The sequence below is a fragment of the Nocardioides sp. NPDC054178 genome (assembly GCF_055585005.1).
The window spans coordinates 903,774-929,097 of the sequence record NZ_JBVJKY010000002.1; the positions used below are offsets into that span (position 1 = coordinate 903,774).

General features: G+C 71.1%; 23 protein-coding genes. 14 read left to right on the forward strand and 9 right to left on the reverse strand.

What is annotated here, in order from left to right; genetic code table 11:
• Positions 1-82 precede the first annotated feature (82 nt).
• Together ACZ6WN_RS11060 and ACZ6WN_RS11065 are read left to right on the forward strand one after the other, a co-directional pair.
• Positions 83-1,462 (forward strand): phosphotransferase family protein, encoded by a 1,380-nt coding sequence (locus tag ACZ6WN_RS11060; protein ID WP_465864684.1) that lies wholly within the window; start codon positions 83-85, stop codon positions 1,460-1,462.
• A 94-nt stretch (positions 1,463-1,556) separates the two neighbouring features.
• Positions 1,557-2,279 (forward strand): GntR family transcriptional regulator, encoded by a 723-nt coding sequence (locus ACZ6WN_RS11065; protein ID WP_465864685.1) that lies wholly within the window; start codon positions 1,557-1,559, stop codon positions 2,277-2,279.
• Between the two features lie 22 nt (positions 2,280-2,301).
• Here ACZ6WN_RS11065 and ACZ6WN_RS11070 read toward each other — a convergent pair whose 3' ends face one another.
• Both ACZ6WN_RS11070 and ACZ6WN_RS11075 read right to left on the reverse strand, forming a co-directional pair.
• Positions 2,302-3,069 carry a crotonase/enoyl-CoA hydratase family protein gene (locus ACZ6WN_RS11070; protein WP_465864686.1) on the reverse strand — a complete coding sequence of 256 codons (768 nt, stop codon included), beginning with the start codon at positions 3,067-3,069 and terminating at the stop codon, positions 2,302-2,304.
• On the reverse strand, positions 3,066-4,709 hold the full coding sequence (locus ACZ6WN_RS11075) for an acyl-CoA dehydrogenase family protein (RefSeq protein WP_465864687.1): 1,644 nt from the start codon (positions 4,707-4,709) through the stop codon (positions 3,066-3,068). The genes ACZ6WN_RS11070 and ACZ6WN_RS11075 overlap by 4 nt, the downstream gene beginning before the upstream one ends.
• Positions 4,710-4,772: 63 nt before the next feature.
• On the opposite strand from ACZ6WN_RS11075, the gene ACZ6WN_RS11080 reads away from it, so the two are divergent.
• Positions 4,773-5,498 (forward strand): PaaX family transcriptional regulator C-terminal domain-containing protein, encoded by a 726-nt coding sequence (locus tag ACZ6WN_RS11080; RefSeq protein WP_465864688.1) that lies wholly within the window; start codon positions 4,773-4,775, stop codon positions 5,496-5,498.
• Between the two features lie 14 nt (positions 5,499-5,512).
• Here ACZ6WN_RS11080 and ACZ6WN_RS11085 read toward each other — a convergent pair whose 3' ends face one another.
• Complete coding sequence (locus ACZ6WN_RS11085) at positions 5,513-6,271, reverse strand: SDR family NAD(P)-dependent oxidoreductase (protein ID WP_465864689.1); 759 nt, start codon at positions 6,269-6,271, stop codon at positions 5,513-5,515.
• Between the two features lie 165 nt (positions 6,272-6,436).
• On the opposite strand from ACZ6WN_RS11085, the gene ACZ6WN_RS11090 reads away from it, so the two are divergent.
• The 5 genes from ACZ6WN_RS11090 to ACZ6WN_RS11110 all read left to right on the forward strand — a co-directional run bounded on the left by ACZ6WN_RS11090 (position 6,437) and on the right by ACZ6WN_RS11110 (position 9,707).
• Entirely contained in the window at positions 6,437-6,958 is a 522-nt protein-coding gene (locus ACZ6WN_RS11090; protein ID WP_465864690.1) for a MarR family winged helix-turn-helix transcriptional regulator, read from the forward strand.
• Between the two features lie 53 nt (positions 6,959-7,011).
• Positions 7,012-7,233: a hypothetical protein gene (locus tag ACZ6WN_RS11095; protein WP_465864691.1), complete on the forward strand. Its 222-nt coding sequence runs from the start codon at positions 7,012-7,014 to the stop codon at positions 7,231-7,233.
• Positions 7,234-7,485: 252 nt separating this feature from the next.
• Positions 7,486-8,829 (forward strand): diacylglycerol/lipid kinase family protein, encoded by a 1,344-nt coding sequence (locus ACZ6WN_RS11100; RefSeq protein ID WP_465864692.1) that lies wholly within the window; start codon positions 7,486-7,488, stop codon positions 8,827-8,829.
• Positions 8,786-9,004: an amphi-Trp domain-containing protein gene (locus ACZ6WN_RS11105; RefSeq protein WP_465864693.1), complete on the forward strand. Its 219-nt coding sequence runs from the start codon at positions 8,786-8,788 to the stop codon at positions 9,002-9,004. Before ACZ6WN_RS11100 ends, ACZ6WN_RS11105 begins: the two co-directional genes overlap by 44 nt.
• A 46-nt stretch (positions 9,005-9,050) precedes the next feature.
• Positions 9,051-9,707 carry a phosphatase PAP2 family protein gene (locus ACZ6WN_RS11110; RefSeq protein ID WP_465864694.1) on the forward strand — a complete coding sequence of 219 codons (657 nt, stop codon included), beginning with the start codon at positions 9,051-9,053 and terminating at the stop codon, positions 9,705-9,707.
• A gap of 37 nt (positions 9,708-9,744) precedes the next feature.
• On the opposite strand, the gene ACZ6WN_RS11115 is transcribed toward ACZ6WN_RS11110, so the two are convergent.
• Together ACZ6WN_RS11115 and ACZ6WN_RS11120 are read right to left on the reverse strand one after the other, a co-directional pair.
• Entirely contained in the window at positions 9,745-11,163 is a 1,419-nt protein-coding gene (locus ACZ6WN_RS11115; RefSeq protein ID WP_465864695.1) for a DUF2252 domain-containing protein, read from the reverse strand.
• Positions 11,164-11,244: 81 nt separating this feature from the next.
• Positions 11,245-12,192 carry a 1,4-dihydroxy-2-naphthoyl-CoA synthase gene (locus ACZ6WN_RS11120; protein WP_465864696.1) on the reverse strand — a complete coding sequence of 316 codons (948 nt, stop codon included), beginning with the start codon at positions 12,190-12,192 and terminating at the stop codon, positions 11,245-11,247.
• Positions 12,193-12,345: 153 nt separating this feature from the next.
• Here ACZ6WN_RS11120 and ACZ6WN_RS11125 point away from each other — a divergent pair, with 153 nt between their 5' ends.
• The 4 genes from ACZ6WN_RS11125 (at position 12,346) to ACZ6WN_RS11140 (ending at position 14,231) form a co-directional block, all read left to right on the forward strand.
• Positions 12,346-12,720: a MerR family transcriptional regulator gene (locus tag ACZ6WN_RS11125; protein WP_465864697.1), complete on the forward strand. Its 375-nt coding sequence runs from the start codon at positions 12,346-12,348 to the stop codon at positions 12,718-12,720.
• Complete coding sequence (gene trxA, locus ACZ6WN_RS11130; RefSeq protein ID WP_465864698.1) at positions 12,717-13,052, forward strand: thioredoxin; 336 nt, start codon at positions 12,717-12,719, stop codon at positions 13,050-13,052. Before ACZ6WN_RS11125 ends, trxA begins: the two co-directional genes overlap by 4 nt.
• Positions 13,053-13,098: 46 nt before the next feature.
• A complete protein-coding gene (locus ACZ6WN_RS11135; protein WP_465864699.1) occupies positions 13,099-13,548 on the forward strand; it encodes a nitroreductase family deazaflavin-dependent oxidoreductase in 450 nt (149 codons plus the stop codon).
• An 80-nt stretch (positions 13,549-13,628) separates the two neighbouring features.
• Positions 13,629-14,231, forward strand: a complete 603-nt coding sequence (locus ACZ6WN_RS11140) for an ACT domain-containing protein (RefSeq protein ID WP_465864970.1) — start codon at positions 13,629-13,631, stop codon at positions 14,229-14,231.
• Between the two features lie 23 nt (positions 14,232-14,254).
• On the opposite strand, the gene recD is transcribed toward ACZ6WN_RS11140, so the two are convergent.
• From recD to ACZ6WN_RS11160, 4 genes are all read right to left on the reverse strand, one after another.
• Positions 14,255-16,012: an exodeoxyribonuclease V subunit alpha gene (recD, locus tag ACZ6WN_RS11145; RefSeq protein ID WP_465864700.1), complete on the reverse strand. Its 1,758-nt coding sequence runs from the start codon at positions 16,010-16,012 to the stop codon at positions 14,255-14,257.
• On the reverse strand, positions 16,009-19,278 hold the full coding sequence (locus ACZ6WN_RS11150) for a UvrD-helicase domain-containing protein (protein ID WP_465864701.1): 3,270 nt from the start codon (positions 19,276-19,278) through the stop codon (positions 16,009-16,011). Before ACZ6WN_RS11150 ends, recD begins: the two co-directional genes overlap by 4 nt.
• A complete protein-coding gene (recC, locus tag ACZ6WN_RS11155; protein WP_465864702.1) occupies positions 19,278-22,643 on the reverse strand; it encodes an exodeoxyribonuclease V subunit gamma in 3,366 nt (1,121 codons plus the stop codon). Before recC ends, ACZ6WN_RS11150 begins: the two co-directional genes overlap by 1 nt.
• Positions 22,644-22,752: 109 nt before the next feature.
• Positions 22,753-23,211 (reverse strand): hypothetical protein, encoded by a 459-nt coding sequence (locus ACZ6WN_RS11160; protein ID WP_465864703.1) that lies wholly within the window; start codon positions 23,209-23,211, stop codon positions 22,753-22,755.
• A gap of 251 nt (positions 23,212-23,462) precedes the next feature.
• Between ACZ6WN_RS11160 and ACZ6WN_RS11165 the strand changes: the two genes are divergently transcribed.
• On the forward strand, positions 23,463-23,930 hold the full coding sequence (locus ACZ6WN_RS11165; RefSeq protein ID WP_465864704.1) for a hypothetical protein: 468 nt from the start codon (positions 23,463-23,465) through the stop codon (positions 23,928-23,930).
• The gene (locus tag ACZ6WN_RS11170; protein ID WP_465864705.1) at positions 23,927-25,324 is read left to right on the forward strand and encodes a hypothetical protein; all 1,398 of its coding nucleotides are present in this window, start codon (positions 23,927-23,929) and stop codon (positions 25,322-25,324) included. Before ACZ6WN_RS11165 ends, ACZ6WN_RS11170 begins: the two co-directional genes overlap by 4 nt.

The window sequence follows — 25,324 nt, forward strand, 5'->3', positions numbered from 1 at the left end:
TGCACAATCACCCTCGCAAAAGCCAGATCTATCGAACTTTTTGCTCAGATTGCATACTATTGAACCGAAAGCGAGGTAGCTCATGACCACCACGACATCCCCCGCCGAGGACCTGCTCCCGGGCCTGCACGCGGTCCTCGGGAAGCGCTACGGCGCGCTCGACGACCTGATGCCCGTCCGGCTGAGCAGCGGAGCGTCGCGTACGACGTGGCTGCTGCCGGGCGCGGGTTCCCGACCGACGCTGTTCCTCCAGCAGGAGCGCCCCGGCGGTGTCCCGGGCCAGTCCGGGCAGGTGGCGGAGATCGCCGCCATCCGCGCGGCACGGGCAGCCGGGGTCGCGGCGCCGGTCGTGGTCGCCAGCAGCATCGACGACGACGCGCCGGCGGGACTCGGCGAGTTCGTCCTGGTCGAGGGGCTCCCCGGCCGGTCGGACCCGGCACCGCTGCTCACCGAGGATCGCTTCGCCGACGCGCGTGAGCGGTTCGCGGCGCAGGTCGGCGAGCTGCTGGCCGGGTTGCACACCATCGGGGCGGAGCACCTCTCGGAGGTTCCTTCGACCGACCCCCTCGAGTTCTACCGCGACCTGCTGGACGAGCTCGGTGAGCCGCACCCCGCGCTGGAGGTGGCGCTCGCGTGGCTGGTCGCGCACCGACCCGCCCCGGTGGCGACGCCCGTGCTCGTGCACGGCGACTTCCGGGTCGGCAACCTGATGTACGACGAGACCGGGCTCTGCGGCGTACTCGACTGGGAGATCACGCACGTCGGCGACCCGGCGGAGGATCTCGGCTGGCTCTGCGTGCCGTCCTGGCGTTTCGGCGGGCCGGGCCGCGCGGGCGGGGTCGCCTCGCTGGCCGACGTCCTCGCGTCCTACCGCGCCGCGGGCGGCCGATCCGAGGTGACCGCGGAGAGGGTCCGCTGGTGGGAGGTCTTCGGCACTTTCAAGTGGGCCGTCATCTGCATCATGCAGGCGGCCGCCCACCGCAACGGGTCCGAGCGCTCGGTGGAGCTGGCGGTGCTGGGACGCCGGACCGCCTCGGTCGAGCGGGATCTCCTGGACCTGATCGGCGCGGCCGATGCCGCGCCGATCGAGGCGGCTCCGGACGGCATCGCCGGACCGCACGACGCCCCCGATGCGATCGGCCTGCTCGACGCCGTTCGCGAGCACCTGGCCGAGGCCGTCCTTCCCGAGCTCAGCGGCCGCACCGGCTACCTCACCCGCGTCTCGCTGCGCGCCCTCGGCATCGCGGAGCGCGAGCACCGGCTCGGCGACCTGCTCGCCGGCCGCCATCGCGACCGTCTCGCCGCCGTCGGCAGCGTCGACGATGCGGCCCTCGCCCGGGCCATCCGCGCCGGCGAGCTGGACTACGACACCGCGCTGGACCTCGTCGTCGAGCTCGTCGCCGACAAGCTGCGGGTCAGCGATCCACGACGCCTGTCGTCCGGCAATGTCGCGCGGGACTGAAGGGACCGGAGATGTGCCCTCAGAGCCCCGCGCGCTGCGCGACCCAGGCCGACCGCTCCGCGGTGCGGGGTCGCCGTCGGCATACACTCGCCGGATGAGCGTGGCAGGAGAGGCCCCCGGCAAGGTCAACGCGCTGCTCGCCTACGAGGGCATCCGCCGCAAGATCATGGAGGGCGAGTACCAGCCCGCTCAGCGGCTGATCGAACAGCGGATCGCCGTCGAGCTGGGACTGTCGCGTACGCCGGTCCGGGAAGCCATGCGACGGCTCGAGGCCGAGGGCCTGGTCCGCAGCGAGCCCAACCGCGGCGCGATGGTGCGCTCGGTCACCGTCGACGAGATCCACGACATCTACGGCCTGCGCGCCCAGCTCGAGTCCTACGGCGCCGGCCTCGCAGCCCAGCGCGCCCAGGACTCCGACATCGAGAGGATCGACGCCGGGATCGAGCGCTTCGGCACGGCCATCGCCGCCCTGCGCACCGATGAGCTCGCCTCGGTCCGCGAGGTCCACGACGCCAACGAGCAGATCCACGCGGCGATCGTGGCGAGCACCCGGCATCGGCGGCTCGGAACCCTGCTGGCCCGCACCGTCGACGTACCCCTGATCTTCCAGTCGTTCCGGAGGTTCGACCACGACCAGGCCGCGCGTTCGGACCTGTTCCACCGGATGATCCGCAACGCCATCGCCGGGCACGACGCCGACCGGGCCGCGAACCTGATGACCGAGCACATCCTTCAGGGCCGCGACGTGCTGCTCGAGAGCCTCGAGACCCGAGAAGACGGCAGCGTCGACTTCTTCCGTACGTCGGAACCCGACTGACCTGAGGAGACGCTGTCAGCGGTCAGTCGGCCCCGAAGGAGCCGTGACGTCCGGCCCCGTCGGCGAACCGGGTCGCGCCGGCCACGGTGTCCGTGGTGACCGAGACGACGCCGTGGTGGTACTCCGCGATCAGGGCGTCCTCCTCGCCGAGACCCTCCTGCTCGAGCACCGAGAGCCGGTCGTGCCGCAGGCAGGTCTGCGGGAAGGCGGCGAGCTGCCGGGCCAGGTCCTGCGCCGCCGCGAGGGCCTGCCCCGGTGGGACGACGCGGTTGGCCAGGCCCATCCGCTGAGCCTCCTCGGCACCGACGGGACGGCCGGTGAGGATCAGGTCCAGGGCGTTGCTCGTGCCGATCAGCCGCGGCAGGCGGACGGTGCCGCCGTCGATCAGCGGTACGCCCCAGCGGCGGCAGAAGACACCGAAGACGGCGTCCTCCTCCATGACTCGAAGGTCGGCCCAGATCGCCAGCTCCAGGCCTCCGGCGACGGCGTGACCGGCGACGGCGGCGATGACGGGCTTGCCCAGCCGCATCCGGGTCGGACCCATCGGGCCGGGCCCGTCCGGCTCGAACCGGTTGGGGTCACCGCCCGCGACCGCCTTCAGGTCGGCCCCGGCGCAGAAGGTGCCGCCCTCACCGTGCAGCACCGCGACGGCGGCGTCGGGATCGGCGTCGAACTCCTCGAACGCGGCCACCAGGGCCTCCGCCGTCGCCCGATCGACGGCGTTGCGTACGTCGGGACGGTTGATCCCGATCGTCGTGACCGGGCCGTCCTTGGTGACGTCGACGGTCATGCCGGGAGCGCCCGCTCGAGGATCGCGTCCAGGTCGCCGCGCGGGGACAGCGTGCCGAACGCGCCTCCCCAGTCCCGGCCGAGGCGCGAGGAGCAGAACGCGTCGGCGACGGCGGCCGGCGCGTGCCGGAGGAGCTGGGAGCCTTGGAAGACCAGGGCCAGCTGCTCGACGATCCGCCGGGCCCGGAGCTCGAGGTCGTCGAAGGAGGTGAACTCCTTCTTCAGCCGGTCCAGGGCGGCGTCGTAGCGGGCGTCGGCGCCGGCGGCGAGCTCCGCCTCGGCCAGGAACGCGTCCAGGGTGTGCGGCTCCTTCGCCAGCGCCTGCAGGGCGTCGAGCGCCGCCACGTTGCCCGACCCCTCCCAGATCGAGAGGAGCGGCATCTCGCGATAGATGCGGGCGACGTCGAAGTCCTCGATGTAGCCGTTGCCGCCCAGGCACTCCAGGGCCTCGTTGACCATGAACGGCGCTCGCTTGCAGACGTAGTACTTCGTCACGGCCAGCGCGATCCGGCGCAGTGCCGCCTCGCCCTCGTCCCCGCGGATCGCCCGGTCGTTGGCGCCCGCCAGCCGCAGCATCGCGGTCGTCGCCGCCTCGGACTCGACCTGCAGGTCGGCCAGGACGTTGCGCATCGCCGGCTGGTCGATCAGGAGCTTGCCGAACGCCGAGCGGTGGCTGGCGTGGTGCGCGGCCATCGTCAGCGCGGTGCGCATGCCGGCCGAGGAGCCGATCACGCAGTCGAGGCGGGTCATGTTGACCATCTCGACGATGGTGCGCACCCCGCGGCCCTCCTCGCCGACGAGCCAGCCGACGGCCGCGTCGTACTCGATCTCGGAGGAGGCGTTGGACTTGTTGCCGAGCTTGTCCTTGAGGCGTATGAAGCGCATCGCGTTGCGCTCGCCGCCCGGCAGGACGCGCGGCACGAGGAAGCAGGAGACGCCGGCGGGCGTCTGGGCCAGGGTGAGGAACAGGTCGCTCATCGGTGCGCTGGTGAACCACTTGTGCCCGCGCAGGACATAGGTGCCGTCGGCCTGCTCGGTCGCCGTGGTCGTGTTGGCACGTACGTCGGAGCCACCCTGCTTCTCCGTCATCGACATCCCGGCGATCAGACCGCGCTTGGTCTCGGGGTCGCGCAGGCCGAAGTCGTACTCCCGGTTCGTCAGCAGCGGCTCGAACCTCGCGGCGAGCTCGGGGTTGGCGCGCAGCGCGGGGACGACCGCGTAGGTCATCGAGATCGGGCAGCCGTGGCCGGCATCGACGTTCCAGGCGTAGAACTTCGCGGCCCGGGCGACGTGGGCGCCGGGGCGGTCGTCAGCCCAGGGGGCGGCGTGCAGACCGTGCTCCACCGCGGTCCCCATCAGCTGGTGGTACGCCGGGACGTACTCGACCTCGTCGACCCGGTGGCCGTAGCGGTCATGGGTGTGCAGGCGCGGCGGCACCCGCTCGGCGAGCCGGCCCCACTCCTGCGCCTCGGCGGTGCCGGCGAGGCGGCCCAGCTCGTCGATCTCCGGTAGCGCCCACGCGGCGCCCTCGCGCTCGAGGCCTTCGCGCAGGACCGGGTCACCGGCGGTGTTGTGCCCCACCAACGGCGGGACCTGGTTGGTGACCACGTGGGTGGAGTGGGCCTCGGGCGTGCTGGTCATGATCCTGATGTTACATAATTCTCCACAACCGTGTCCATGAATGTTGCATGAGAGGATGCCCCGGTGGTTACCGCGCGCGACGAACTGGCTCCGCTCTCCGCCCGCTCCACCATCCTGAGCCTGATGCTCGGCGCACACCCGAACCCGCTGCCCCCTGCCGACCTCGCCCGCGCCGGCCAGTTCTTCGGCATCGCCCCGGCGACCGTGCGGGTCGCGGCCACACGTGCGGTCAGTGACGGGGATCTGGTCCGGAGCGAGGCCGGCTACCGGCTCGGCGAGCGCCTGGTCCAGCGACAGGCGCACCAGGACGAGGCGGTGCACGCGGCCGACAGACCGTGGGACGGCTCCTGGGAGATGGCGGTGGTCGTCGCCGGCGGCCGTCCCGGCCCCGAGCGCGCCGTCCTGCGCGATGCGCTCAAGGCGCACCGGCTCGCCGAGCTGCGCGAGGGAGTCTGGACCCGGCCCGCCAACCTCCGGCGGCCGCGCTTCACGGATCCGGTGCTGCGAACCTTCACCGCGACGCCGGACGAGGACCCGGCCGACCTCGCCGCGTCGCTGTGGGACCTGGCCGGATGGACGCGCGAGGCCGGGCACCTGCTCGAGCGCCTGGCCTCGACACCCGAGCCCGCGCTCCGGCTCGCCACCGCCGCCGCCGTCGTGCGCCACCTCAGCGACGACCCGCTCCTCCCCGTCGAGCTCCGCCCGTCCGACTGGCCCGCTGCGGCCCTTCGCGAGACCTACAGCGCCTACCAGCGCGAGCTGAGCGAGCTCGCCGCGCTGCCCGGCTGACCGGGCGCCCGGCTTCAGAGCATGCCGGTCAGCACTCCTCCATCGGCGCGCAGCGCGGCACCGTTGGTGGCCGAGGAGAGCGGGCTGGCCAGGTAGGTGGCGAGGTGGGCGATCTCGTCGGGCTCGATGAAGCGCTCCAGCAACGAGGTCGTGCTGCCCGCCGCGATGGCACTCTTCAGCTGGTCGGCGGGCATCCCCTGCGCATGGGAGATCTGCGCGACGGCCTCGGCGACGCCGTCGGAGTACGTCGGTCCACCCAGGATCGTGTTCACGGTGACGCCGGTCCCGCGGGTGAGCTTGGCCAGACCGTTGCCCAGGGCGAGCATGCCGGCCTTGGTCACCCCGTAGTGGGTCATGTCGGCCGGGACGTTCACGCCGGACTCGCTGCTGACGAAGATGATCCGGCCCCATCCGCCGGCCAGCATCGCGGGCAGCGCGTGCCGCGAGAGGCGGACACCGCTCATCAGGTTGACCTCGAGGTAACGCTGCCAGTCCTCGTCGGAGATCTCCTCGAAGGCACTGACCTCGAAGACGCCGACGTTGTTCACCAGGATGTCGACCCGGCCGAGCGACCCCAGGAGCGCGCGCACCTCGCCGGGGTCCGCGAAGTCGGCCGGGATCCCGCTGACGTCCGCTTCTGGTACGTCGGCACGGAGTCGTTCGACCGCCGCGTCGACGCGCTTCGCGGTGCGCCCGTTGACGACGACAGCCGCCCCCTCCTCGGCCAGCTCTCGCGCGATCGCATAGCCGATGCCTTGCGTCGACCCGCTCACGAAGGCCCTCCTGCCGGTCAGACCCAGGTCCATGATCCCTACCTCTCCGTTGCCGCTTCCGGCGTTCAGTTCACTTGCTCAAGCAAGTCAAAGGTAGGTGGGATGACTTTCCTGAGCAAGTCAATAGACCAGCGCGGAGGCGCCCGGCTCACGTACGCTGCGGGCATGCCCGATGCCAGCACACCCACCACCGCCACCCACCCGGAGCTCACCGGCGACGACCTCGAGACATGGGCCGCCCTGGCGACGGTGCTGGAGTGGCTGCCGCCGGCTCTCGACGGCCAGCTCCAGCGCGACGCCCAGCTGACCCACTTCGAGTACGGCATCCTGTACGCCCTGGCCAAGGCCCCCGAACGCACGCTCCGGATGAGCGTGCTGGCCGGCTACGCGAACAGCACGCTCTCGCGACTCTCGCGCGCGGCGGTGCGGATGGAGTCCAGGGGATGGTTGCGCCGCACCCCCGACCCCGCCGACGGGCGCTACACGCTGGCCATCCTCACCGAGACCGGGCACGAGAAAGTCCTGGAGGCGACCCCCGGTCATGTGCAGGTCGTCCACCGGCTCGTCCTCGACCGCCTGACGAAGCCCCAGGCCCGGCAGCTGCGCGAGATCAGCCACCGGATCATCCGCGCCATCCGTGACGAGGACGGCTGGGCACCGACATCACGCCCCGAGGGCTCCGACTGATCTCTCCGGCGCTCCCGACCCGGGATCACGCAGAGGCGTCGAACTCGATGCGGATGAGCCGGCTGTCGAGCCAGCGCGTGGCCGAGGAGAAGCGCGCGTTGATCGTGCGCGGGAGGACCACGCTGTTCCTCGAGCTCGGCTATGACCGCGCCTCCCCCGCGTGGGTCGCCGAGAGTGCCGGGGTCTCCCAGACCACGGTGAGCCAGGCACGTACGACCGAGGTGGTCGAGGACGCGGTGCGCACGATGCTCGCGAGGTACGCCACGGACGGGTGAGGCATCCTTGGCCTCTAGACCCTTCTGACCTGCGCGATCGCGCGAGCTCGTTGGCGCCGGGCAGGGCGACCGGGGTTCACGCGTTCTGTATGACGCCGGGCGCCATGGCCGGTGGGTAGGTTGCGAGGGTGCGAACGCTGCAGTGCTCGGAGGGTGGATCGTGACCGGGCGCGCATCCTCGAGCGCTCCGTCGCCGTCTCCGTCGGCGCCGCGGTTCGTCCACGGCATTCGTGCTCGGAGAGGACCGGTCCGGTGAGACGACTCCTGGCGGCGACCACGCTGGTGGCGGGGACGGCCACCTTCGTGCTCGCCGTCGTGGTCGCGGTTGCCGAGTTCCCGCGCGGCGTCGTCGTGCTCGGCTGCGTGCTGATCGCCGGCGTGAGCGCCTGGTACGGCATTCTCCGGCGTCGTTCTGCGCGGGTGGCGGGGCTGGCCGTCGCCGCCCTCGCCATCGCGGCCGCGATGGGCATCATCGTGGTGGGCGGGGCTCCGCTGGTCGACCTGCTGGTGGTGGCGGGGGTCTTGGTGACCTTGGCGGCGGCGCGCGGCACGCTGGCTGTGCATGTCGATCTGCCGGGCGCCCCGGCGCCACGCCACCCGGTGCTGTTCTTCAACCGTCGGTCCGGCGGTGGGAAGGCGGAGCGTTTCGAGCTCGCCGAGGAGGCGCGCGCACGGGGCATCGAGCCGATCGAGCTGAGAGCTGGCGACGACCTCGAAGCGCTCGTCCGGGAAGCGGTCGCGCGCGGCGCGGACGGGCTCGCGATGGCGGGCGGGGACGGCTCGCAGGCCACCGTTGCCGCGGTCGCCGCAGAGTTCGGGCTGCCGTACGCCTGCGTGCCGGCCGGCACCCGGAACCACTTCGCCCTCGACCTCGGCGTCGACCGCGACGATGTCGTCGGCGCGCTCGACGCGTTCGTCGACGCCGGTGAGCGGCGGGTGGACGTCGGGGACGTCAACGGCCGCACGTTCGTCAACAACGTCTCGCTCGGGTTGTACGCCGAGGCGGTTCAGCGCGAGGGCTACCGGGATGCCAAGATCCGCACCCTGCTCGACACCGTGCCGGACGTTCTCGGCCCGAGCGGTGACGAGCTCACCATGCGATGGCGCGGGCCGGGAGGCCACGAGCACCGCGGTGGCGCCGCGGTGCTGGTCTCGAACAACCGCTACCGGCTCGGCCGCGCGGTCGGCTCAGGCACCCGTCCGCGTATCGATGACGGCCTGCTCGGGATCACCGTCGTGGGTGCCGTCTCGTGGCGTGACGACGAGGGCCGCGCGCTGCAGCGGCCGTGGCGCGAGTGGTCTGCACCGACGTTCCGGGTCGATGCGGAGCGGCCGGTCGCCGCCGGCATCGACGGCGAGGCGCTCGTCCTGGAACCGCCCCTGGACTTCCGCATCCGGCCGGGCGTACTGCGCGTGCGCGTGGCCCGCAAGCACCCGGGCGCATCCCCCTCGGCGAGGCTCCCCGACGGTATCCGGGCAGGGGCTGTCGAGCTGGCACGGATCGCGCTCGGCCGAGATGATCACTCTGCAACGTCACAACAAGGAGGACAGCATGGATCTGATGGAAGTCACCGAACGGGCGAAGCTGCGTCGTGAGGACGTCGCGACGCGTCTGCATGCCCTCGCCGACGCGCTCGCCAGCAACAACGAGGTCGAGTTCGAGAGAGAAGGGCTGCGCTTCAAGGTGCACGTACCCGACGAGGTCGACTTCAAGCTGGAGATCGAGATCGGGGACGACGAGCGCGAGGTCGAGATCGAGCTGAAGTGGTGACAGCAGCAGGTGGGTCGCCCGACTGAGCTCCAGCGCCACGAGCGAGATGAGCGTCCCACCGACAGCGGAGCCGGTCGAGGAACGGCTGGCCGACCGGCTCACGACGCATGTGCCCGAGGCGGGCGCTACGACGCTGATGGTCTGCGTCCTGCGCCGTCTCGGTCACTACGACCGTGCCGGATACGTGTCCGTGGCGGGGCTCTCGACGCCGCTGCTGGACGCGCCGCTGCGGTGGGTGTCCGACGTCGCGAACCACTCCAAGCCGTGGTTCCTCGTCGCCGGCCTCCTCGCGATCCTCGGCGGTCAACAGGAGCGGCGGGGCGCGCTCACCGGGCTCGCGGCCCTCGGCGCTGCGTCACTGGTGGTGAACCAGCCCCTGAAGGCGGCCGGCGCGCGCGCTCGTCCCGACCGGGATGCTCTCCGGGTCCCGCAGCAGCGGCGGACGCGGATGCCGTCCTCGACGTCGTTCCCGTCGGGCCACTCCGCGTCCGCGGCCGCTTTCGCCGTCGCGGTCGGTGACCTGCTGCCGGCGTATCGGAGACCGTTGCGGGCCGCGGCCTCGCTCGTGGCGTTCTCGCGGGTGTACACGGGCGTGCACTACCCGAGCGACGTGCTCGTCGGCGCGGCGGTGGGTGCCCTGCTCGGACGGTCGGCGTCTCGTACGGTGCGCCGGCTGGGTGTGCTCGACGCGGACCAGCGGTGATGCCTGGGCCCTCAGCCTGGCCCCTCAGCCTGGCCCCTCAGCCTGCCCGCGTCACGAGCCGTCCGTCGTCGACCGCACGACGGAGCGCTGCGTAGTCCCGCTCGTTCTGGTCGGCGTAGGCCTCGGCGAACGTCGAGATGGCCCGGTCGAACCGATCACCGGAGCCGAGGTAGCTCGCGATGGCGACCGGGTCACCGGAGCGGGCGTGGGCCCTGGCGAGCGTCCACCCGCACAGCCTGGCGTACTCGGTCAGGGCAGCGGGATCCATCGCCTCGACGACCGCCGAGCCCTTGCCGTCCCACAGCTGCCGGACGAAGAAGTCCCGCTCGACGCCGTCGAACCCGCTCGCGCGCACCCAGCCGAGCAGCACATCGCTCGCCGACTGCATCAGTCGCTGCCCCTCGACGACCCGTTGCCCGTGGTTGGCGTACTCGCTCTTGCCGAGGAAGGGTTCCAGGACCGATGCCTGGGCCTCCTTGGCCTGGAGGAACAGCGGGTCCTGGTCGTCGTTGCCGAGCAGCAGGATGACCCAGGCGCGGGTGCCGACGCTGCCCACCCCGACGACCTTGCGGGCGGCGTCGGTGAAGCGAAACCCCTCGAGGAGGTGCCGATGGTCTCCTCGCAAGGTCTGACGGTAGGTGTTCAGGAGGGCATGGATCGTCTCCTCGACGTCACGGGACTCGTCGTCGGGCATCAGGTCCTCGATCCTCGTGATCACCGGAGGATCGCTGATCAGGCGCGGACGTCCGTCCACGATCTCCACGAGCTTGGAGAAGGCCTTCAGGCTGTTCTTCGCCTGGGCCTTGGCCACGTTCTTGCGGAAGCGCTTGAGCTGCTTGCCGTCGACCAGCGAGCTGACCACGGCCTCCAGCTCGTCGACGTCCAGGCGGGCGTACCACACGTCGAGCTTGCGCATCCCCGCCAGATCCTGCATCGCCTCTCGGTACGACGATGCGGCAGCCAGGTTGATGGCCCCGCGCACGGCATCGTCGAACTCGCGGTCACGGCCCGCGACCGCGAAGCTCGCCACCATCCGCTTGACGTCCCACTCGAAGGGGCCGGGCAAGGACTCGTCGAAGTCGTTGAGGCTGAAGACCAGACGCCGGTCCGGTGCTGCGTACGACCCGAAGTTCGACAGGTGCGCGTCGCCGCACAGCTGGACGGTCAGGTCCGTGCGAGGCATGCTCGCCAGATCGGCCGCCATCAGATAGGCCGAACCACGGTAGAACGTGAACGGCGACACCAGCATCCTGCCGTAGCGGAGCGGCACGAGCTCCGGCACCCGACTGGCCGCCTGCTCCTCGAGGAGGGCGACAGGATCGCCGCGGTCGGGCGCCGGTTGCCACTCGCCGTGCACCGAACGCGGGACCTCCGCCCGCGCTGCTCGGCCCACCGACGCTCGCTCCGCCAGGGTGAGGTGGCGGGGTCTGCGAGTCTGCGTCTCGATGGAGGTCATCAGTCCATGCGACCTCACCCATCGGTCATCGGCATCACGCAGCCTGTGTGACGCGTCGGGTGCCCGACGGCTGGGAGCGCCTCAGTAGTACCAGGGGTAGGGCGACCAGTCGGGCTCGCGCTTCTCCAGGAACTGGTCGCGGCCCTCCTGGGCCTCGTCGGTCATGTACGCCAGACGGGTGGTCTCGCCGGCGAACATCTGCTGGCCGACCAGGCCGTCGTCGAGGAGGTTGAAGGCGTACTTCAGCATCCGCTGGGCGGTGGGCGACTTGCCGTTGATCTTGCGGCCCCACTCGAGCGCGACGTCCTCGAGCTCGGCGTGCGGGACGGCGCGGTTGACGGTGCCCATGCGGACGCCGTCCTCGGCGGAGTACTCCTCGGCGAGGAAGAAGATCTCGCGGGCGAACTTCTGGCCGACCTGGCGGGCCAGGTAGGCGGAGCCATAGCCGCCGTCGAAGCTCCCGACGTCGGCGTCGGTCTGTTTGAAGCGCGCGTTCTCCGCCGAAGCCAGGGTGAGGTCGCAGACGACGTGGAGGGAGTGGCCGCCGCCGGCGGTCCAGCCGGGGACGACGCAGACGACGACCTTCGGCATGAAGCGGATCAGTCGCTGGCACTCGAGGATGTGCAGCCGGGCGAGCTTGGCCTTGTCGATCGGGGTGGGCTCCTCCGCGCCGGTCCGGCCGGCGGCGTACGCGTCGGTCTCCTCGTACTGGTAGCCGGCCTTGCCGCGGATGCGCTGGTCGCCGCCGGTGCAGAAGGAGAACTTGCCGTTCTTCTCCGAAGGGCCGTTGCCGGTCAGGAGCACGCAGCCGACATCGGCGGACGTCCGGGCGTGCTCCAGCACGCGGAGGAGCTCGTCGACGGTGTGCGGGCGGAAGGCGTTGAGTACGTCGGGGCGGTCGAAGGCGATGCGTACGGTGCCGTGCTCCTTGGCCCGGTGATAGGTCAGGTCGGTCAGATCCTCGAAGCCCGGCACCTCGTCCCAGCGGCTCGGGTCGAACGTGTCGGAGACTCCCTCGATGGCGCTCATGCGGCCGAGTCCGTTGAAGGACGAGAAGCGTACGGCCTCGGCCGCATGAGGTTCATGGTCGTTCGCTGGCGCTCACTCATGGCCCTGAGGTTATCCGGCCGCTCGCTCGCGGGGTTGACCTTGCCCCCAGGGGCAAGGTCTACGGTCGTAGGCGTGCACATCAAGGAGCTCGCGAACCAGGCCGGCGTGACGGTGAAAGCCGTGCGCTACTACGAGTCACGCGGGCTGCTCACGCCACGGCGGGCGGGCAACGGGTATCGCGACTACGCCGAAGTGGACGTGCAGGTGGTGCGGGAGATCCGCGCCCTGCTCTCGCTCGGCCTCACCGCCGAGGAGACGCTGCCCTTCGTCGACTGCCTGCGCGCCGGCAACGACCGAGCCGACGTGTGCCCGGCCTCGCTCGAGGCCTATCGACAGCGCATCGCCGAGATCGACCGGCGGGTCGCAGAGCTGACCGCCCTGCGTGGCGAGCTCGCCGGCCTGCTGCACGAGGCCGAGTCCTATCACCCTGAAGGAGAGAAGCAATGAGTCAGACCGCCGCGATCGAGGACATCACCGATGCCCGGTTCGTCGAGGACGTACTCATGTCCGACACGCCCGTGCTCGTGGAGATCTGGGCCGAGTGGTGCCCGCCCTGCCGTCAGCTCGCACCGATCCTCGAGAAGATCGCCGCCGAGCGGGTCGGCAGCCTGCGGGTGGTGAAGCTCAACCAGGACGAGAACCCGGCCACCTCCGCCGACTACCGGGTGATGGCGGTGCCGACGATGCTCCTCTTCCGAGGCGGGAAGCCTGTGCTGCAGATGGTCGGCGCGCGGCCGAAGGCGCATCTCGACCGTGAGATCGACAAGGCCCTCGGCTGATCCGGGCCTCTCGGAATAGGCGCCGCCTCGGGGCGTTGTAGTGGGCATGACCGAACTGCAAGGTGAATACGTCCCGAGCACGGCCGACTGGGTGCGCGAGCAGGTTGCCGCGTTCGAGGCCTCCAACGGCGCCGAGGCCAACGTCCTCGAGCGCGACGGCAAGCCGATCATCCTGATCACCAACCGCGGCGCGAAGACCGGCGCGATCCGCAAGACGCCCTTGATGCGGGTCGAGCGCGACGGAAAGTACCTCGCGGTCGCCTCGATGGGCGGCAGCGACAAGAACCCCGCCTGGGTGGCCAACTTCCGCGCGTACCCCGACATGGTGCTCCAGGACGGCGGCACCAAGAAGGCGTACGTCGCCCGCGAGCTCTCCGGGGCCGAGCGGGACGAGTGGTGGGACTATGCCGTGAAGACCTGGCCGACGTACGGCGACTACCAGCCCAACACGTCGCGGATCTTCCCGCTCTTCCTGCTGGAGCCGGCCGACAAATAGGTCACCAATTGACCGGTGTGTAACCGGGACAGTGCCACGGCTGTCGGTTCTCGACGCTAGGGTCTATGGCCATGCCGTTCCTGCTACGCGTCGAGCTGCCCGATGTCCCGGGTTCACTCGGTCGCCTCGCCTCCGCCATCGGTGAAGCCGGTGGCGACATCGAGGCGATCGAGATCGTCGAGAAGAACAAGGTCGACGGGAGAGCTGTCGACGATGTGCTGCTCGAGACCCAACCGGGAACGATGCCGGACTCCATCGTGTCGGCGTGCAACGAGCTCGACGGCGTGCACGTCGTCTGGATCTCCCGCTACGCCGCCGGCGGCAACCTGTTCCTGGACCTCGAGGCGGTCGAGGACCTCACCGAGAACGCCCACGAGGCGCTCGACCGGCTCGTGGACGTACTGCCCCTGACCTTCCGTGCCGACTGGGCCATCCGCGTCCACCGCGTCAAGGGCATCGCCCGCTCCACCGACGGTTCCCCCGAGCACGTCCCGTTCATCGAGCTCGACCGTCCCGAGCGGATCGAGGTCGAGGGCGAGGACGAGAACATGTTCGCCGGTGCCCGCATCGACGGCAACGAGATCGTCATCATCGGCCGCCGCGGCGGCCCCGACTTCCTCGACTCCGAGCTGGCCCGCCTCGGCCACCTCGCCTCCCTGGCCACCTCCATCGCCCGCTCCTGACCCCCGCCGAGGCGTCACCCAGGTCAGTCGTGGCCGAGCCGCTGACGGAGGCCGGAGGCGCGCTGGGCGCGGTGGGTGATCGCGGCGGTCACGGCGTCGGGGGTGCCGACGATGCGTACGCGCTCCTGTGCCCGGGTCACCCCGGTGTAGAAGAGCTCGCGGGTGAGCAGAGGTGAGTCGTCGGGCGGGAGCAGGACGGTGACGGACCTGGCCTGGCTGCCCTGCGACTTGTGGACGGTCATCGCGTGCAGGGTCTCGATGTCGCCGAGCCTCGAGGGGGCGTAGGTCGCACCTCCGGCGATGGCGACGCGGAGGTCACCGGCGGCGTCGGTGTAGGTGACACCGGTGTCGCCGTTGAAGAGCCCGAGACCGTAGTCGTTGGCGGTGACGAGGACCGGGCGGCCCGCGTACCACTCGTGGCCCCAGCCGATGCCGAGCGGCTCACCGGTGGTCTCGGCGAGGCCGCGCTCGATCTGCCGGTTCCAGTGGGCGACACCCCAGGGGCCGTCGCGGTGGGCGCAGAGGAGGCGCGACTCGTCGAGCATCCGTACGCAGCGCTCCGCATCGCCCGTGAGCGCAGCCTCGTGCAGGGCGGCGGCGTGCGCGACCAGGTCGCGCTCCACCTCGGCCCCCCGAGCCTCGTCGGCCGGGTCGACGAGCTCGACCGCGGGATCGCCCGACTCGAGCACATCGAGCGCCGCGTCGGCGTCGCCGACCCGCAGCGCCTCGGCGAGGGCGCCGATCGCGCCACCGAAACGATGGGTGATGCGGAGGGCGGCGACGGCGTCGGGCGCGCGCACGGCGAGCCCGGCGACGAGGTCGGAGAGCACCGCCCCGGCCTCGACGCTTGCGAGCTGGTCGGGGTCGCCGACCAGGATCAGCCGCGCCTCAGGACGCACCGCCTCGAGCAGCCGGGCCATCATCGTCAGCGAGACCATGCTCGTCTCGTCGACGACGATCACGTCGTGCGGCAGCCGGTTGGTGCGGTGGTGCTTGAAGCGGGTCGACGACCCGGGACGCCAGCCGAGCAGCCGGTGGAGCGTCGAGGCGCTCAGCCCGTTGAGGCGGGCGCGGTCGGCCGCGGTGAACTGGGGCGCCAGCTGAGCACTCTCGACGGCCTCCTGCAGCCGCGCGGCCGCCTTGCCCGTCGGCGCGGTCAGCGCGACCCGCAACGGCGTCGGGGACTGCTCGGTGAGCAGCGCCAGCAGCCCGGCGACGGTCGTCGTCTTGCCGGTGCCGGGACCGCCGGTGAGCACCGTCGTGGACTGGCGGGCGGCGGCGAGCGCGGCGTCGCGCTGCTCGGCGTAGCCCTCGCCCGGGAAGAGCCGGGCCGCGCTCGCCGCCAGCAGGCCCTCATCGGCCACGGGTCGCGGCGAGGCCAGGCGGGCGAGCAGGTCGTCGCGTACCTGGCCCTCCTCGCGGTGATAGCGGTCCAGGTAGAGGAGGCCGTCCTCGACCTGCACCAGGGACTGCGCGGCGAGGGGGCTGTCGGCGACGGCCTCCAGCCAGCCGTCGGCAGCCGGCCACGGCAGCGTCTCCTCGGTCTCCCGCAGCGCAGCCAGGTCGACACACACCGATCCGTGCCGTACCGCGCGGACCGCCAGCGCCACCGCCAGTCGCACCTCGTCGCGCTCTTCACCCGCGAGGGCGGCGGCGCGCGTCGCGACATGGACGTCGGCCGCGGTCAGCACACCTTCCTGGTTGAACGACGCCAGCAGACCGGTCGCAGACCGGGCCAGGCGGGCGTCGAAGGGGTCCTCGGACTCCCAGCGCTCGATCATGCGGCCGCGCCTCCGTCCAGCAGGTCGGACAGCGCGACCGCCAGGGAGGCGGGCGGCTGCCAGGTGAAGACGCCGGTCGGGATGCCGTCGACGACAGGGGTGTCCGGTCCGAGCATCCCGCGGACGTAGAGGTAGAGCACGCCGCCGAGATGCTCGTCGGGGACGTATCCCGGCAGGCGCCAGCGCAGGAAGCGGTGGACCACCGCGGAGTAGAGCAGCGCCTGCAGCGGGTAGTGGGAGTGGAGCATCGCCTCGGCGAGCTTCGGCTGGGTGTAGTCCATCGCCTCGACTCCCAGGAAGTTGGTCTTGTAGTCGACCACCACGAACCGTCCGCTCGGCAGCCGCAGCACCACGTCCACCGAGCCGGTCAGGTAGCCACGCAGCGACTGCTCGCCCAGCGGCGGAGCCTCGAGCCGGTCGGCGTACGTCACCATCGGGTCGTCGGCCGGAAGATGCGCCCGCAGCAACGGGGCGAGGTCGCGCAGCCGGACATCGGCTCCGTCATGACCGTCGCCACCCGCCAACGGGATCTCGAAGTCGAGCTCGCGCAGCCGGTCGCGCAGCGGGATCCGGGCCAGCGTCAGCCCGTCGGCGAGCGGGCCGAGCGAGGTCAGGTTGAGCGGCAGGATCGCGGTCGCAAGGTCCTCGGCGGAGGCCGGCACCGGCCACCAGCGCAGCTGCTCACGGGTCTTCGTCAGCAGCTCCTCGCCGAGGTCGGGGGCTTCCGGGTCCGTGTGCTCCAGGACCGCGTGGACCAGCGAGCCGAAGCCTGCTCCCTTGGGCAGCTCGGCCATCGGCGAGAGGTGTTCCTCCTCCACGGGGGCCACGACGAGGTCGGCGTCCTCGGCGATCGGCTCGTCGTCCGTGCCCTCGACCTCCGGCTCCGAGGTCGCTGCGACGCCCTCGTCGACCCGGATGAGCCCGGAGTAGGACGTACGCCGCCACTCCGCGTCCACCTCACGGGTGAACGGCCGGGCGGCCAAGGCGCCGGGGGGCGTCCCACGCACCGGCGTCGCCGCGGTGACCGGCACCGCTTCCTCGGCGGTCGGACCGTGGTGACGAGCGACGTTGCCCAGCAGGCTTGCCGCGTCCTCGTCGCTCGGCACGGCCACAGTGTCGGGAACCGTCGCCTGGCCGGGGCCGCGCCCGAACAGCAGCCGGTGCAGTCCGCCGGTGGCGGTGTTGGCCGTCGGCGCCCACCACGCGACGACCTGCGACTGCGCCCGGGTCAGGGCGACGTAGAGGTCGCGGAGCTCCTCCCCCAGCTCCTCGGCCTGGTGCCGGGCCAGGTGCTCGGCCCACTGCGCACCGGTCCGGGTGACGTCGATCGTCCGCTGCCCCTCGGCGTCATGGAAATGGGCGACCTCGGGGTCGCGCACGAAGAAGTCGTAGGCGAAGGGCAGATAGACGATCGGGTACTGCAGGCCCTTGGACCCGTGCACCGTCACGATCTGCACCGCCGCGGCGTCCGAGTCGAGCCGCCGCGGCCGCTCGGCGGCGGCAGAGCGCCGCCGCTCGTCACGGAACCAGGCCAGCAGCGCCGGCAGCCCGAGCGAGTCCCGCACCGAGATGTCGTGGAGAAGCTGCCCCAGATGACGTACGTCGGTGAGCAGCCGATCCCCGTCGGTGCGCCGCAGCACGCGCGCGGTGAGCCCGCGCTCCTCCGCCGCCTCGATCAGGGCGGCGACACCGCGGCCGCGCAGCAGCAGCGCCCAGCCACGCAGGGTGTCGGCGATGCGCGAGGTCAGCGCCTCTCCACCCGCGTCGAGCTCGGTCGCGGTGTAACCGAAGAACACGCTCAGCCCGGCCGCCCGCACCAGCGGCGTCCGGTGGGGTGAGTCGAGCGCCTGGAGCAGCGCGAGCCAGTCCTCGCCGGCGGGAGTCAGGAAGACGTCACCGCCGCCGGCCATCACTGCCGGGATTCCGTGCTCCTGCAGCACGCGCTGGACCAGCAGCCCGTGGGAACGCACCGCGACGATGACCGCGACGTCCCCAGCCTGGACCGGGGCATCGCACCAGGTTGCCCCCGAGCCGAGCAGCGTGGCGATGTCCCCGGCGAGGTCCCGGGCGATGTGGTTGCGGGCGTCGCCGGCGGTGATCATCTTGCCGCGGGTCAGCTTGAAGCCGCTACGGCTCACCCGGCGGATCCGGAACGGCGAGGGATGTGGGGCACCGGCCAGCCGGGACCCGGCGTGATGCGCCTTCACGTCGTGGACGACGATCTCGGGAGAGCCCAGCGCGGCACCTCGCAGGACCACCTGGAGCCGCTCGACCAGCGGGGCGTCGCTGCGCCAGTTGGTGTCGAGCGTCGCCTGGGTCTCCGCCGCTCGGGCGGCGGTCAGATAGGTGAAGACGTCACCGCCGCGGAAGGCGTAGATCGCCTGCTTCGGGTCACCGATGAGCACGAGGGTGGCGTGGCCCTCGAACGCCCGGGAGAGCACCTGCCACTGCACCGGGTCGGTGTCCTGGAACTCGTCGACCAGGACGATCCGCCACCGCTGCCGCATCCGCGCGCGGGCCGGCGCCGACGGGTCCTCGAGCGCGACCGCGAGGCGGGAGAGCAGGTCGTCGTAGGACAGGACGCCGCGCATCTGCTTGCGCCGGTCGACCTCGTCCCGCACCGCCTCGGCGAACCGCACCCGCGCGCCCGCGACCGGGTCCTCGGCCGGCGCCGGGGCCAGCACCGACTGCGGGTCCTCGACGGCGGTGCGCGCCAGCCCCAGCGCGTCGTCGCGGTCGAAAGGCGGTCGCTCGCGAGCCTCGCCGAACCACTTCAGGTAGAGGTCGTCGACGACCTCCACGACCAGCTCGTCGAGCGACTCGACCAGCTCGGCGCCGGCATCGGTGTCACCGGCCACGCCCAGCGACCGCAGCACGAGCTGGCAGAACTGGTGGGTGGTCGCGATCGTCGCCCCGTCGAAGGAGGCGAGCGCGTCGCGCACGCGCTCGTGGCGCAGCCGGATCTCATCCTCGGACACGTCCAGCAGCAGCTCGAGGTGGGCGTCGAGCGGGGTCGGACGCTGTCCGGCGACCGTGGCCGCGAATGCTCGCTCGGCCTCGACGAGATGGGAGCGCACCCGGTCGCGCAGCTCCTGGGAGGCGGCGCGACCGAAGGTGATCGCCAGGATCTCGTCGAGCGTGGCCTCCCCCTCGACGACGTAGCGGGTGACCAGGGCACCGATGGTGAAGGTCTTCCCGGTGCCGGCCGAGGCCTCGATCAGCGTGGTGCCGGTCGGGAGCGGGCCGGTCAGGTCGAATCCGTCCATCACCAGCTCCCCTGCTCCGCCGTGAGCAGCGGCGACCACACCCGCATCGCGAGCGCGCCGAAGCGGGAGGTCTCTCCGTCGAACTCCTCGCCGGCCTCCGGCCGGTCACCCAGACCGGGGATCCCGGACCCCTTGCCCCAGGCCCTCACCTGCTCCACATCGGACTCCTCGCCCTCGAACCGTCCGTCGTTCCACTCCCAGCCGGCCTTGTAGAGCGCGTCGTCGATGCCGGCCTGGGTCCGCCGCTGGCGCGCGTAGGCGAGCGAGGTCTTCAGCGGCAGCGGCAGCGGCGCGGAGAGCCCCCGGTCGCGCAGGCGCACCAGGTCCCGCAGCACGTCGATCGCGGTGTGGTCGAGCGGCCCGAGCTGGGAGAGGCCGAACGGCGTACGCGACCGGGAGTTGCCCGGGCGGCCCAGCGTCCAGGCGCTCCAGGCGCGGTCCTCATCGGAGGCGGCCAGCGCGACCAGCTGCACCCACGACTCGATCCGCTGCTTGGCACCCAGGCGGGAGTACGTCACCGGCGCGAGCCGGTCGCCGTACACCTGGGGGACGGTGCCGGTCAGGCGTCGGCCGTCGCCGAGGTCGACCTCGACGTCGACCGCTCGCGCCTGGCCGGTGGAGATGCCCGCCTGCCGCACCCGCAGCGCCTCGGCCGCGATCGGCTTCGCCTTGGTGATCACGTCGGTGAGGATGCGCCAGCCCAGCCACTTCGGAGGCAGTACGCCGCGCCGCCACTCCTGCTGGGTCGCCTGTTCCTCCGACATCCCGGCGAGCAGGTCGTGGAGCAGCCGGTCGCCCACCGACCACTGCCCCAGGCCGTCGAGGTCGACCGGCAGGCCGTCGGAGAGCGGGTCGTCGTCACGCGGCAGCGCCAGGTCCAGCCGGTCGCGGAAGAAGGCACGCACCGGGGCGCGGTAGAAGGCCAGCAGCTCCTCGAGCGTCAGGTCGCCGGCCGCGGACGGCGCCAGCGGGGCGGGCAGGAACTCCGGTGGCTCGATGCGGTCGGACACCGCCGCGAGAGCGCCGGCCTCGGCGGCCTTGTCGAAGGAGAAGGAGTGTCCGGCCACCAGCGCCCCGGGGGTCAGGTTGCGCGGGTCGAACGGCTGCAGCGGGTGCCGCGTCGTCACGACCTCCTTGACCGGTCTCCCGTCGGCGGAGACGGCGGTCGCGTCCAAGGCGTCCAGCAGCTCCCCCAGCGGCACCGCGGGCGGGCGCGGCTGGCCGGAGTATTCGTTGGCGCCCGTGTAGGTCACCACCAGCGTCTCGGTCGCCGCCAGCAGCGCGTCGAGGAACAGCTGCCGGTCCTCGCTGCGCAGGTCGCGCTCACCCGTCTGCGGGTCGCGGGCCAGCAGGTCGTCGCCGTCGGTGATCCCGACCCGCGGGAACACCCCGTCGTCCATGCCGAGCAGACAGACCACGCGATGGGGCACCGACCGCATCGGCACCAGCGTCGACACGGTCAGCGTGCCGGTGCGGAAGTTGGCGCGGGTCGCCCGCCCGGCCAGCCGCGCCCCCAACAGCGCCCGCACGTCCGGCAGGCGCAGCTCGTCGACCTCATGGTTCTGGGCAGCGTCTCGGACCCGGGACAGCTCACGGGTCACCTGGCCCGACTGCCACTCGTCATCGGTCGAGACCGACGTCAGCGCGGCGACACCCTCCTCGATGACCTTCAGCCAGTGCTCCAGCGGATGCACCCCGGCGAGCTCGTCGGTCACCTCGGCCAGCCGGTCGACGAGCTCGGCGAACTTCCCCGCCAGCTCGACGCTGCCACTGCCCACGTCGTCCAACGGCAGCGTCGTGTCCAGCCAGGTCGCCGAGTCCTCGGACATCGCCACTCCGGTGAGGATCCGGTCCATCCCGAAGCGCCAGGTGTTGGCGACGTACGTCTCCAGCCCGAAGGGCTCGCGGTGCTCCGCGTCGAAGCCCCATCTGATCCCGGCGTCCTTGGCCCAGTCCTCGAGCTGCTCCAGGGCATCGTCGTTGAGCCCGAACCGGCGCCGCACCGGATCGAGATGCGCAAGATCGAGTACGTCGCTCACGCCCGCCCGGCCGCCGGCCAGGTCGAGCAGCCTGGTGGCCACGTCCAGCAGCGGGTTGGTGCGCGTCAGCGACCGGTCCGCCAGCTTCACCCGCAGCCGGTGGGCGGGGTGCCCGGTCGCACCGGTCATCTCCCCCAGCCCGAACCCGGCCTCGATCAGCGGGGCGAAGGTCTCGATGTCGGGGCACATCACGAGGACGTCGCGTGGCTCCAGCGTCGGGTCGTCCTCGAGCAGCCCCAGCAGCACCTCGCGCAGCACCTCCACCTGCCGGGCCTCGCCGTGGCAGGCATGCACCTGGATCGAGCGGTCCGCCGGGGCGAGCACCCGCTCGGCCACCTCACCCAGCGCGTTGGCCCGGATGTCGCCCTGCAACCACCCGAGCAGCCTGCCGTCGGTGGCGAACGCGCCATCGGCGATCGACTCCCCCGGGAACTCGTTCAAGGAGCGCTGCAGCTCCCGCGTATCGCGCCCCAGCGTCGCCAGCAACGGATGCCCGACCGCATCGTGCGACCGGTCCGCCGTACGCGCAACCGCCCCGTCCAGCCCGGCGAGCGCCTCCCACAGCGCCGCCGAGGGATGCGGCAACCACAGGTGCACCTCCCGGTGCTCCCCCAGCGCCGCGACCAGCTCGACGTCGGTCGCCGAGAGCCGGGTGTGGCCGAACAACGAGACCCGCTCCGGGAGGTCGAACTCCCCCGGCGCCTCCTTCAGCTTTGCGACCGTCGCGGCCTGCCGCTCCACCGGCGTCGGCCCGCCGACCAGCCCGGCGACGGCCCGCCACAACGGCGGTTGCCAACCGAGGTCGTCGGCGATCTCCGCGCCCAGCCCGTCCGTGTCCCGCCCCGCGCTCCAGTCGGCCACCACCGTCGGCCGCTGGTCCGCGTACGCAGCGAACAGCCGCGCCAGCCGCCGGGCCAGCGCCAACCGCCGCCCCCGCCGGCGTACGCCTTCCTCCGTCGCGTCCCCGTGCCCCAGATGCAGCGCGAGCGGCCTCGCCCACAGCTCGTCCAGCGATGCGTCGATCGCCGCCAGCACCGGCCAGGTCAGCGACTCCGGCGCCCAGGGATCCTCATCCCCCGTGCCCGCGACCTCGGCGAACAGCGACCAAGGCGTCCGAAAATCAACCCCCGCACAGATCCCGTCGGACCGCCCCTCCGCCGCCCCCAGCCGATGCGAGAGCCGCTGCGACAACCACCGCTCCACCCCCCGCGCCGGCACCACCACGACCTCCGTCGCGAACGGATCTGCCAACGGCACCGACAACAGCTCACCGAGCGAGTCGGCGAGCAGATCGGTCCGCGGCGCGCGGTGCAGATGTACGACCACAGACCGCAACCTATCGGTGACCGCCGACATCAGATCCTTGGACTGGGGCCTACCTACTGAGGCGGTTCAGTCGCGCGCCTTGAGCCCGCGCGTCGACGGCGAGAGTCGATCAGCCCTCGAACTTGAACGACGGCATCACCTGGTTGATGAGCTCGTCAGTTTCGCCTCTCGTGACCCACTTGGGGTTGAACGACCAAGCAACCAGAACCTCCGACCCGCCGACCACAGTGCCGTAGTGATCGAATCTTTCAGTGTCGTTTGTGCCGCGGAGGTGAAAGAACGTGCTTCCGCCGTACTTCACGTCGGGAAGGCGTTTCCCATCGGGGTAGGCCGTCTCCACGCGCGAAAGCGCCGCCTCTGCAAGCTCATCGACGTCAGAAGCAAGGGTGGTCCCGACGTTGAAGATCCCGGACCCTGGCGAGAAACCATCTGCATCGTCTGGCGCACCGATGACGTAGCTCCCATCCTCGGGCTTCACGTACCAACCGGTCGGCGCGGTGAACTGCGCCCCGTCGAGTTCTGCCGTCTCGCCCTCTGCGGCCGGAGCGCTTGGGGAGTCTGAGCCCACCGAGGACCCGCTTGACGCGGTCGCAGGGGACTCAGGCCCTGCTGGCTCATCACTTCCTCCGCCACAAGAGCAAAGCGCGAACGAAGTAATGGCCGCCACGGCGGTTGCGGCGAAGCGTCGGGACGGGAGAGTCCGAGGTCCAGTCATGCTGGAGAGGATAGTGCGTCGCTCTCGATCACATTGACAGTGACGATGCGACGGTCTCATGCCTAGACTTTGCTCACCGTAAGCACATACTCGGGGAGGCCGACGTGGCGGGTTCAAACTCATCCGGAGTCGATGAGACCCTGGTCAACAAGATCAAGCAGGTTCTCATGGAGGCCAAGGACGACGTCTACAAAGCCCATGTCGACAAGCCAGGGTCAGGGGACCTCGGCGGCAGCGCGACTGCTGGAGCGCTCGAAAAGCTCATGAACCTAGCCACCGAGCGCATCAACTCAACGCTCTCGCAGACGAACACTGCACTGATCGACTTCATCGATGGCCTGGACAATGCCGTGCGCGCTGTTAAGAACGCCGACGAAGAGGCTGAGGCTGCATTCCGCACGCAGTTGACATCGGCCGTCGACCAGATCAACAGACCGTTCTTCGAGAACCTTGGCAAGGACGGTCGGCTCAACCTGCCAGACCTCCCGATCCCGTTCTTCCCGTCCTCGGAGGCGCTAGAGACGGCGGCGTCACGCGCTGAGCTCGGTCAAGATCAGGAGGCGAACAAGTGAACGCGCTCGCGGCAAGTGGCGGGGTCAGCAAGGGCGGCATGATGGTGATCCTCAAGCAGTATGTCGCCACCGCAAAGCCCGACGACGTCAAGGCACGGCTCGATGACTGGAAGCAAGCGCGCGAAGCGCTGGCGACGGTAGCAAGGAACTTGGAGTTGGCCAGCGGCCAATTGCCCAAAGCCTTTGAAGAGACATCCCTCACCACCGAAGCTGCCACGCGCGCGTTCCGCGAGGCAGCCGACAAGTTGAATACCAAGGTCGACCAGCTAGACGCCGCAATGAAGGCCCTGACAACGGCACAGGACGCAACGAAATCGGCAAAGAGTGCCCATGACCAGTTGGAGGGCAACCTCCCGACGAATCACGGACCCCGGCCGGATGCGTCAGCCGCGCAGTATGCGCAGTCCGGCTCTGGCGTAGACAGCGCGACCGCCAAGTCGAATGCCAACCAATTGAAATCGGACCAGGCGGCGTGGGCGGCTGAGGAGGCAAAGATCGCCGCAGCCGAAGAGGCCGCAGCAAAACTCATCCAGCAGATCGACGAAAACAACTACTCGGCCCAACCTCCGGTCCGAGAGATCACAGATGCGCCAGATCCTGATGGCCCCAGCAAGGCTCCTTCAGCTCCCTCATCCCCCGGCTCCTACAGCCAGATCGCAGCATCCAAGGCCCGGATGGAGAAGTACAACTCCGGCACGCTCTACCCCGACGGCTGGGGTCACGAGCTGATCGCTCAGGAGAAGGCGAACATCGCGGGCTACGAGGCGGAGAACAAGCCTGAGTGGAACGGCACCCAGTGGATCAACGCCGACGGAACGCCGGCGCCCTCGACGTCGTACGCGATGGTCGAAACTGCTGACGGCCTTGCACCGATGACCGGCGGAAGCGGCGGCATGGCCGCGCTGGCGATCGCTGGTGGCGGGGCTCTGCTCAGTGCTGGTGTGGCGAAGGCGCTCGCCAACAAGTTCGCGTCAGGAGCGTCTGCCAAGGCGGCGACAGCGAGCGCCACGTCGCGGTCCGCAGCGGCCAGGGCCGGTGCGGCTGGTGCCCGGGCCGGTAGCGGAGCGGGCGCGGGTGCACGCGGGGCCGGCGCACGAGGTGCCGGCGCGGGCGCAGGTGCGCGCGGCGCCGGTGGGCGTGGCGGCCGAGGCGGGCCGACGGGTGCGGGCAGCCGTGGCGGACGCGGTGGAGCCGGCGGGGCCGGCGGGGCCGGCGGCCGCGGCGGCAAGAAGGACGACAAGCGGAACGGCCAGGACCAGGACTGGCAGGCCGACTACAGCGACGACTGGACCGAGACGGCGAGCGACGTCCTGGATCCCAACGCGGCCCGCGGCTGGACTCCCAACCAGCCCCAGGGCGACGACACCGACAAGAACGGCCGCAAGCCCTCGTAG

Coding starts and splice junctions, on each gene's coding strand:
- ACZ6WN_RS11060 (WP_465864684.1), top strand. CDS start 83: ATGACCACCACGACATCCCCCGCCGAGGACCTGCTCCCGGGCCTGCAC.
- ACZ6WN_RS11065 (WP_465864685.1), top strand. CDS start 1,557: ATGAGCGTGGCAGGAGAGGCCCCCGGCAAGGTCAACGCGCTGCTCGCC.
- ACZ6WN_RS11070 (WP_465864686.1), bottom strand. CDS start 3,069: ATGACCGTCGACGTCACCAAGGACGGCCCGGTCACGACGATCGGGATC.
- ACZ6WN_RS11075 (WP_465864687.1), bottom strand. CDS start 4,709: ATGACCAGCACGCCCGAGGCCCACTCCACCCACGTGGTCACCAACCAG.
- ACZ6WN_RS11090 (WP_465864690.1), top strand. CDS start 6,437: ATGCCCGATGCCAGCACACCCACCACCGCCACCCACCCGGAGCTCACC.
- ACZ6WN_RS11095 (WP_465864691.1), top strand. CDS start 7,012: ATGAGCCGGCTGTCGAGCCAGCGCGTGGCCGAGGAGAAGCGCGCGTTG.
- ACZ6WN_RS11105 (WP_465864693.1), top strand. CDS start 8,786: ATGGATCTGATGGAAGTCACCGAACGGGCGAAGCTGCGTCGTGAGGAC.
- ACZ6WN_RS11110 (WP_465864694.1), top strand. CDS start 9,051: ATGAGCGTCCCACCGACAGCGGAGCCGGTCGAGGAACGGCTGGCCGAC.
- ACZ6WN_RS11115 (WP_465864695.1), bottom strand. CDS start 11,163: ATGACCTCCATCGAGACGCAGACTCGCAGACCCCGCCACCTCACCCTG.
- ACZ6WN_RS11120 (WP_465864696.1), bottom strand. CDS start 12,192: ATGAGCGCCATCGAGGGAGTCTCCGACACGTTCGACCCGAGCCGCTGG.
- trxA (WP_465864698.1), top strand. CDS start 12,717: ATGAGTCAGACCGCCGCGATCGAGGACATCACCGATGCCCGGTTCGTC.
- ACZ6WN_RS11135 (WP_465864699.1), top strand. CDS start 13,099: ATGACCGAACTGCAAGGTGAATACGTCCCGAGCACGGCCGACTGGGTG.
- recD (WP_465864700.1), bottom strand. CDS start 16,012: ATGATCGAGCGCTGGGAGTCCGAGGACCCCTTCGACGCCCGCCTGGCC.
- ACZ6WN_RS11150 (WP_465864701.1), bottom strand. CDS start 19,278: ATGGACGGATTCGACCTGACCGGCCCGCTCCCGACCGGCACCACGCTG.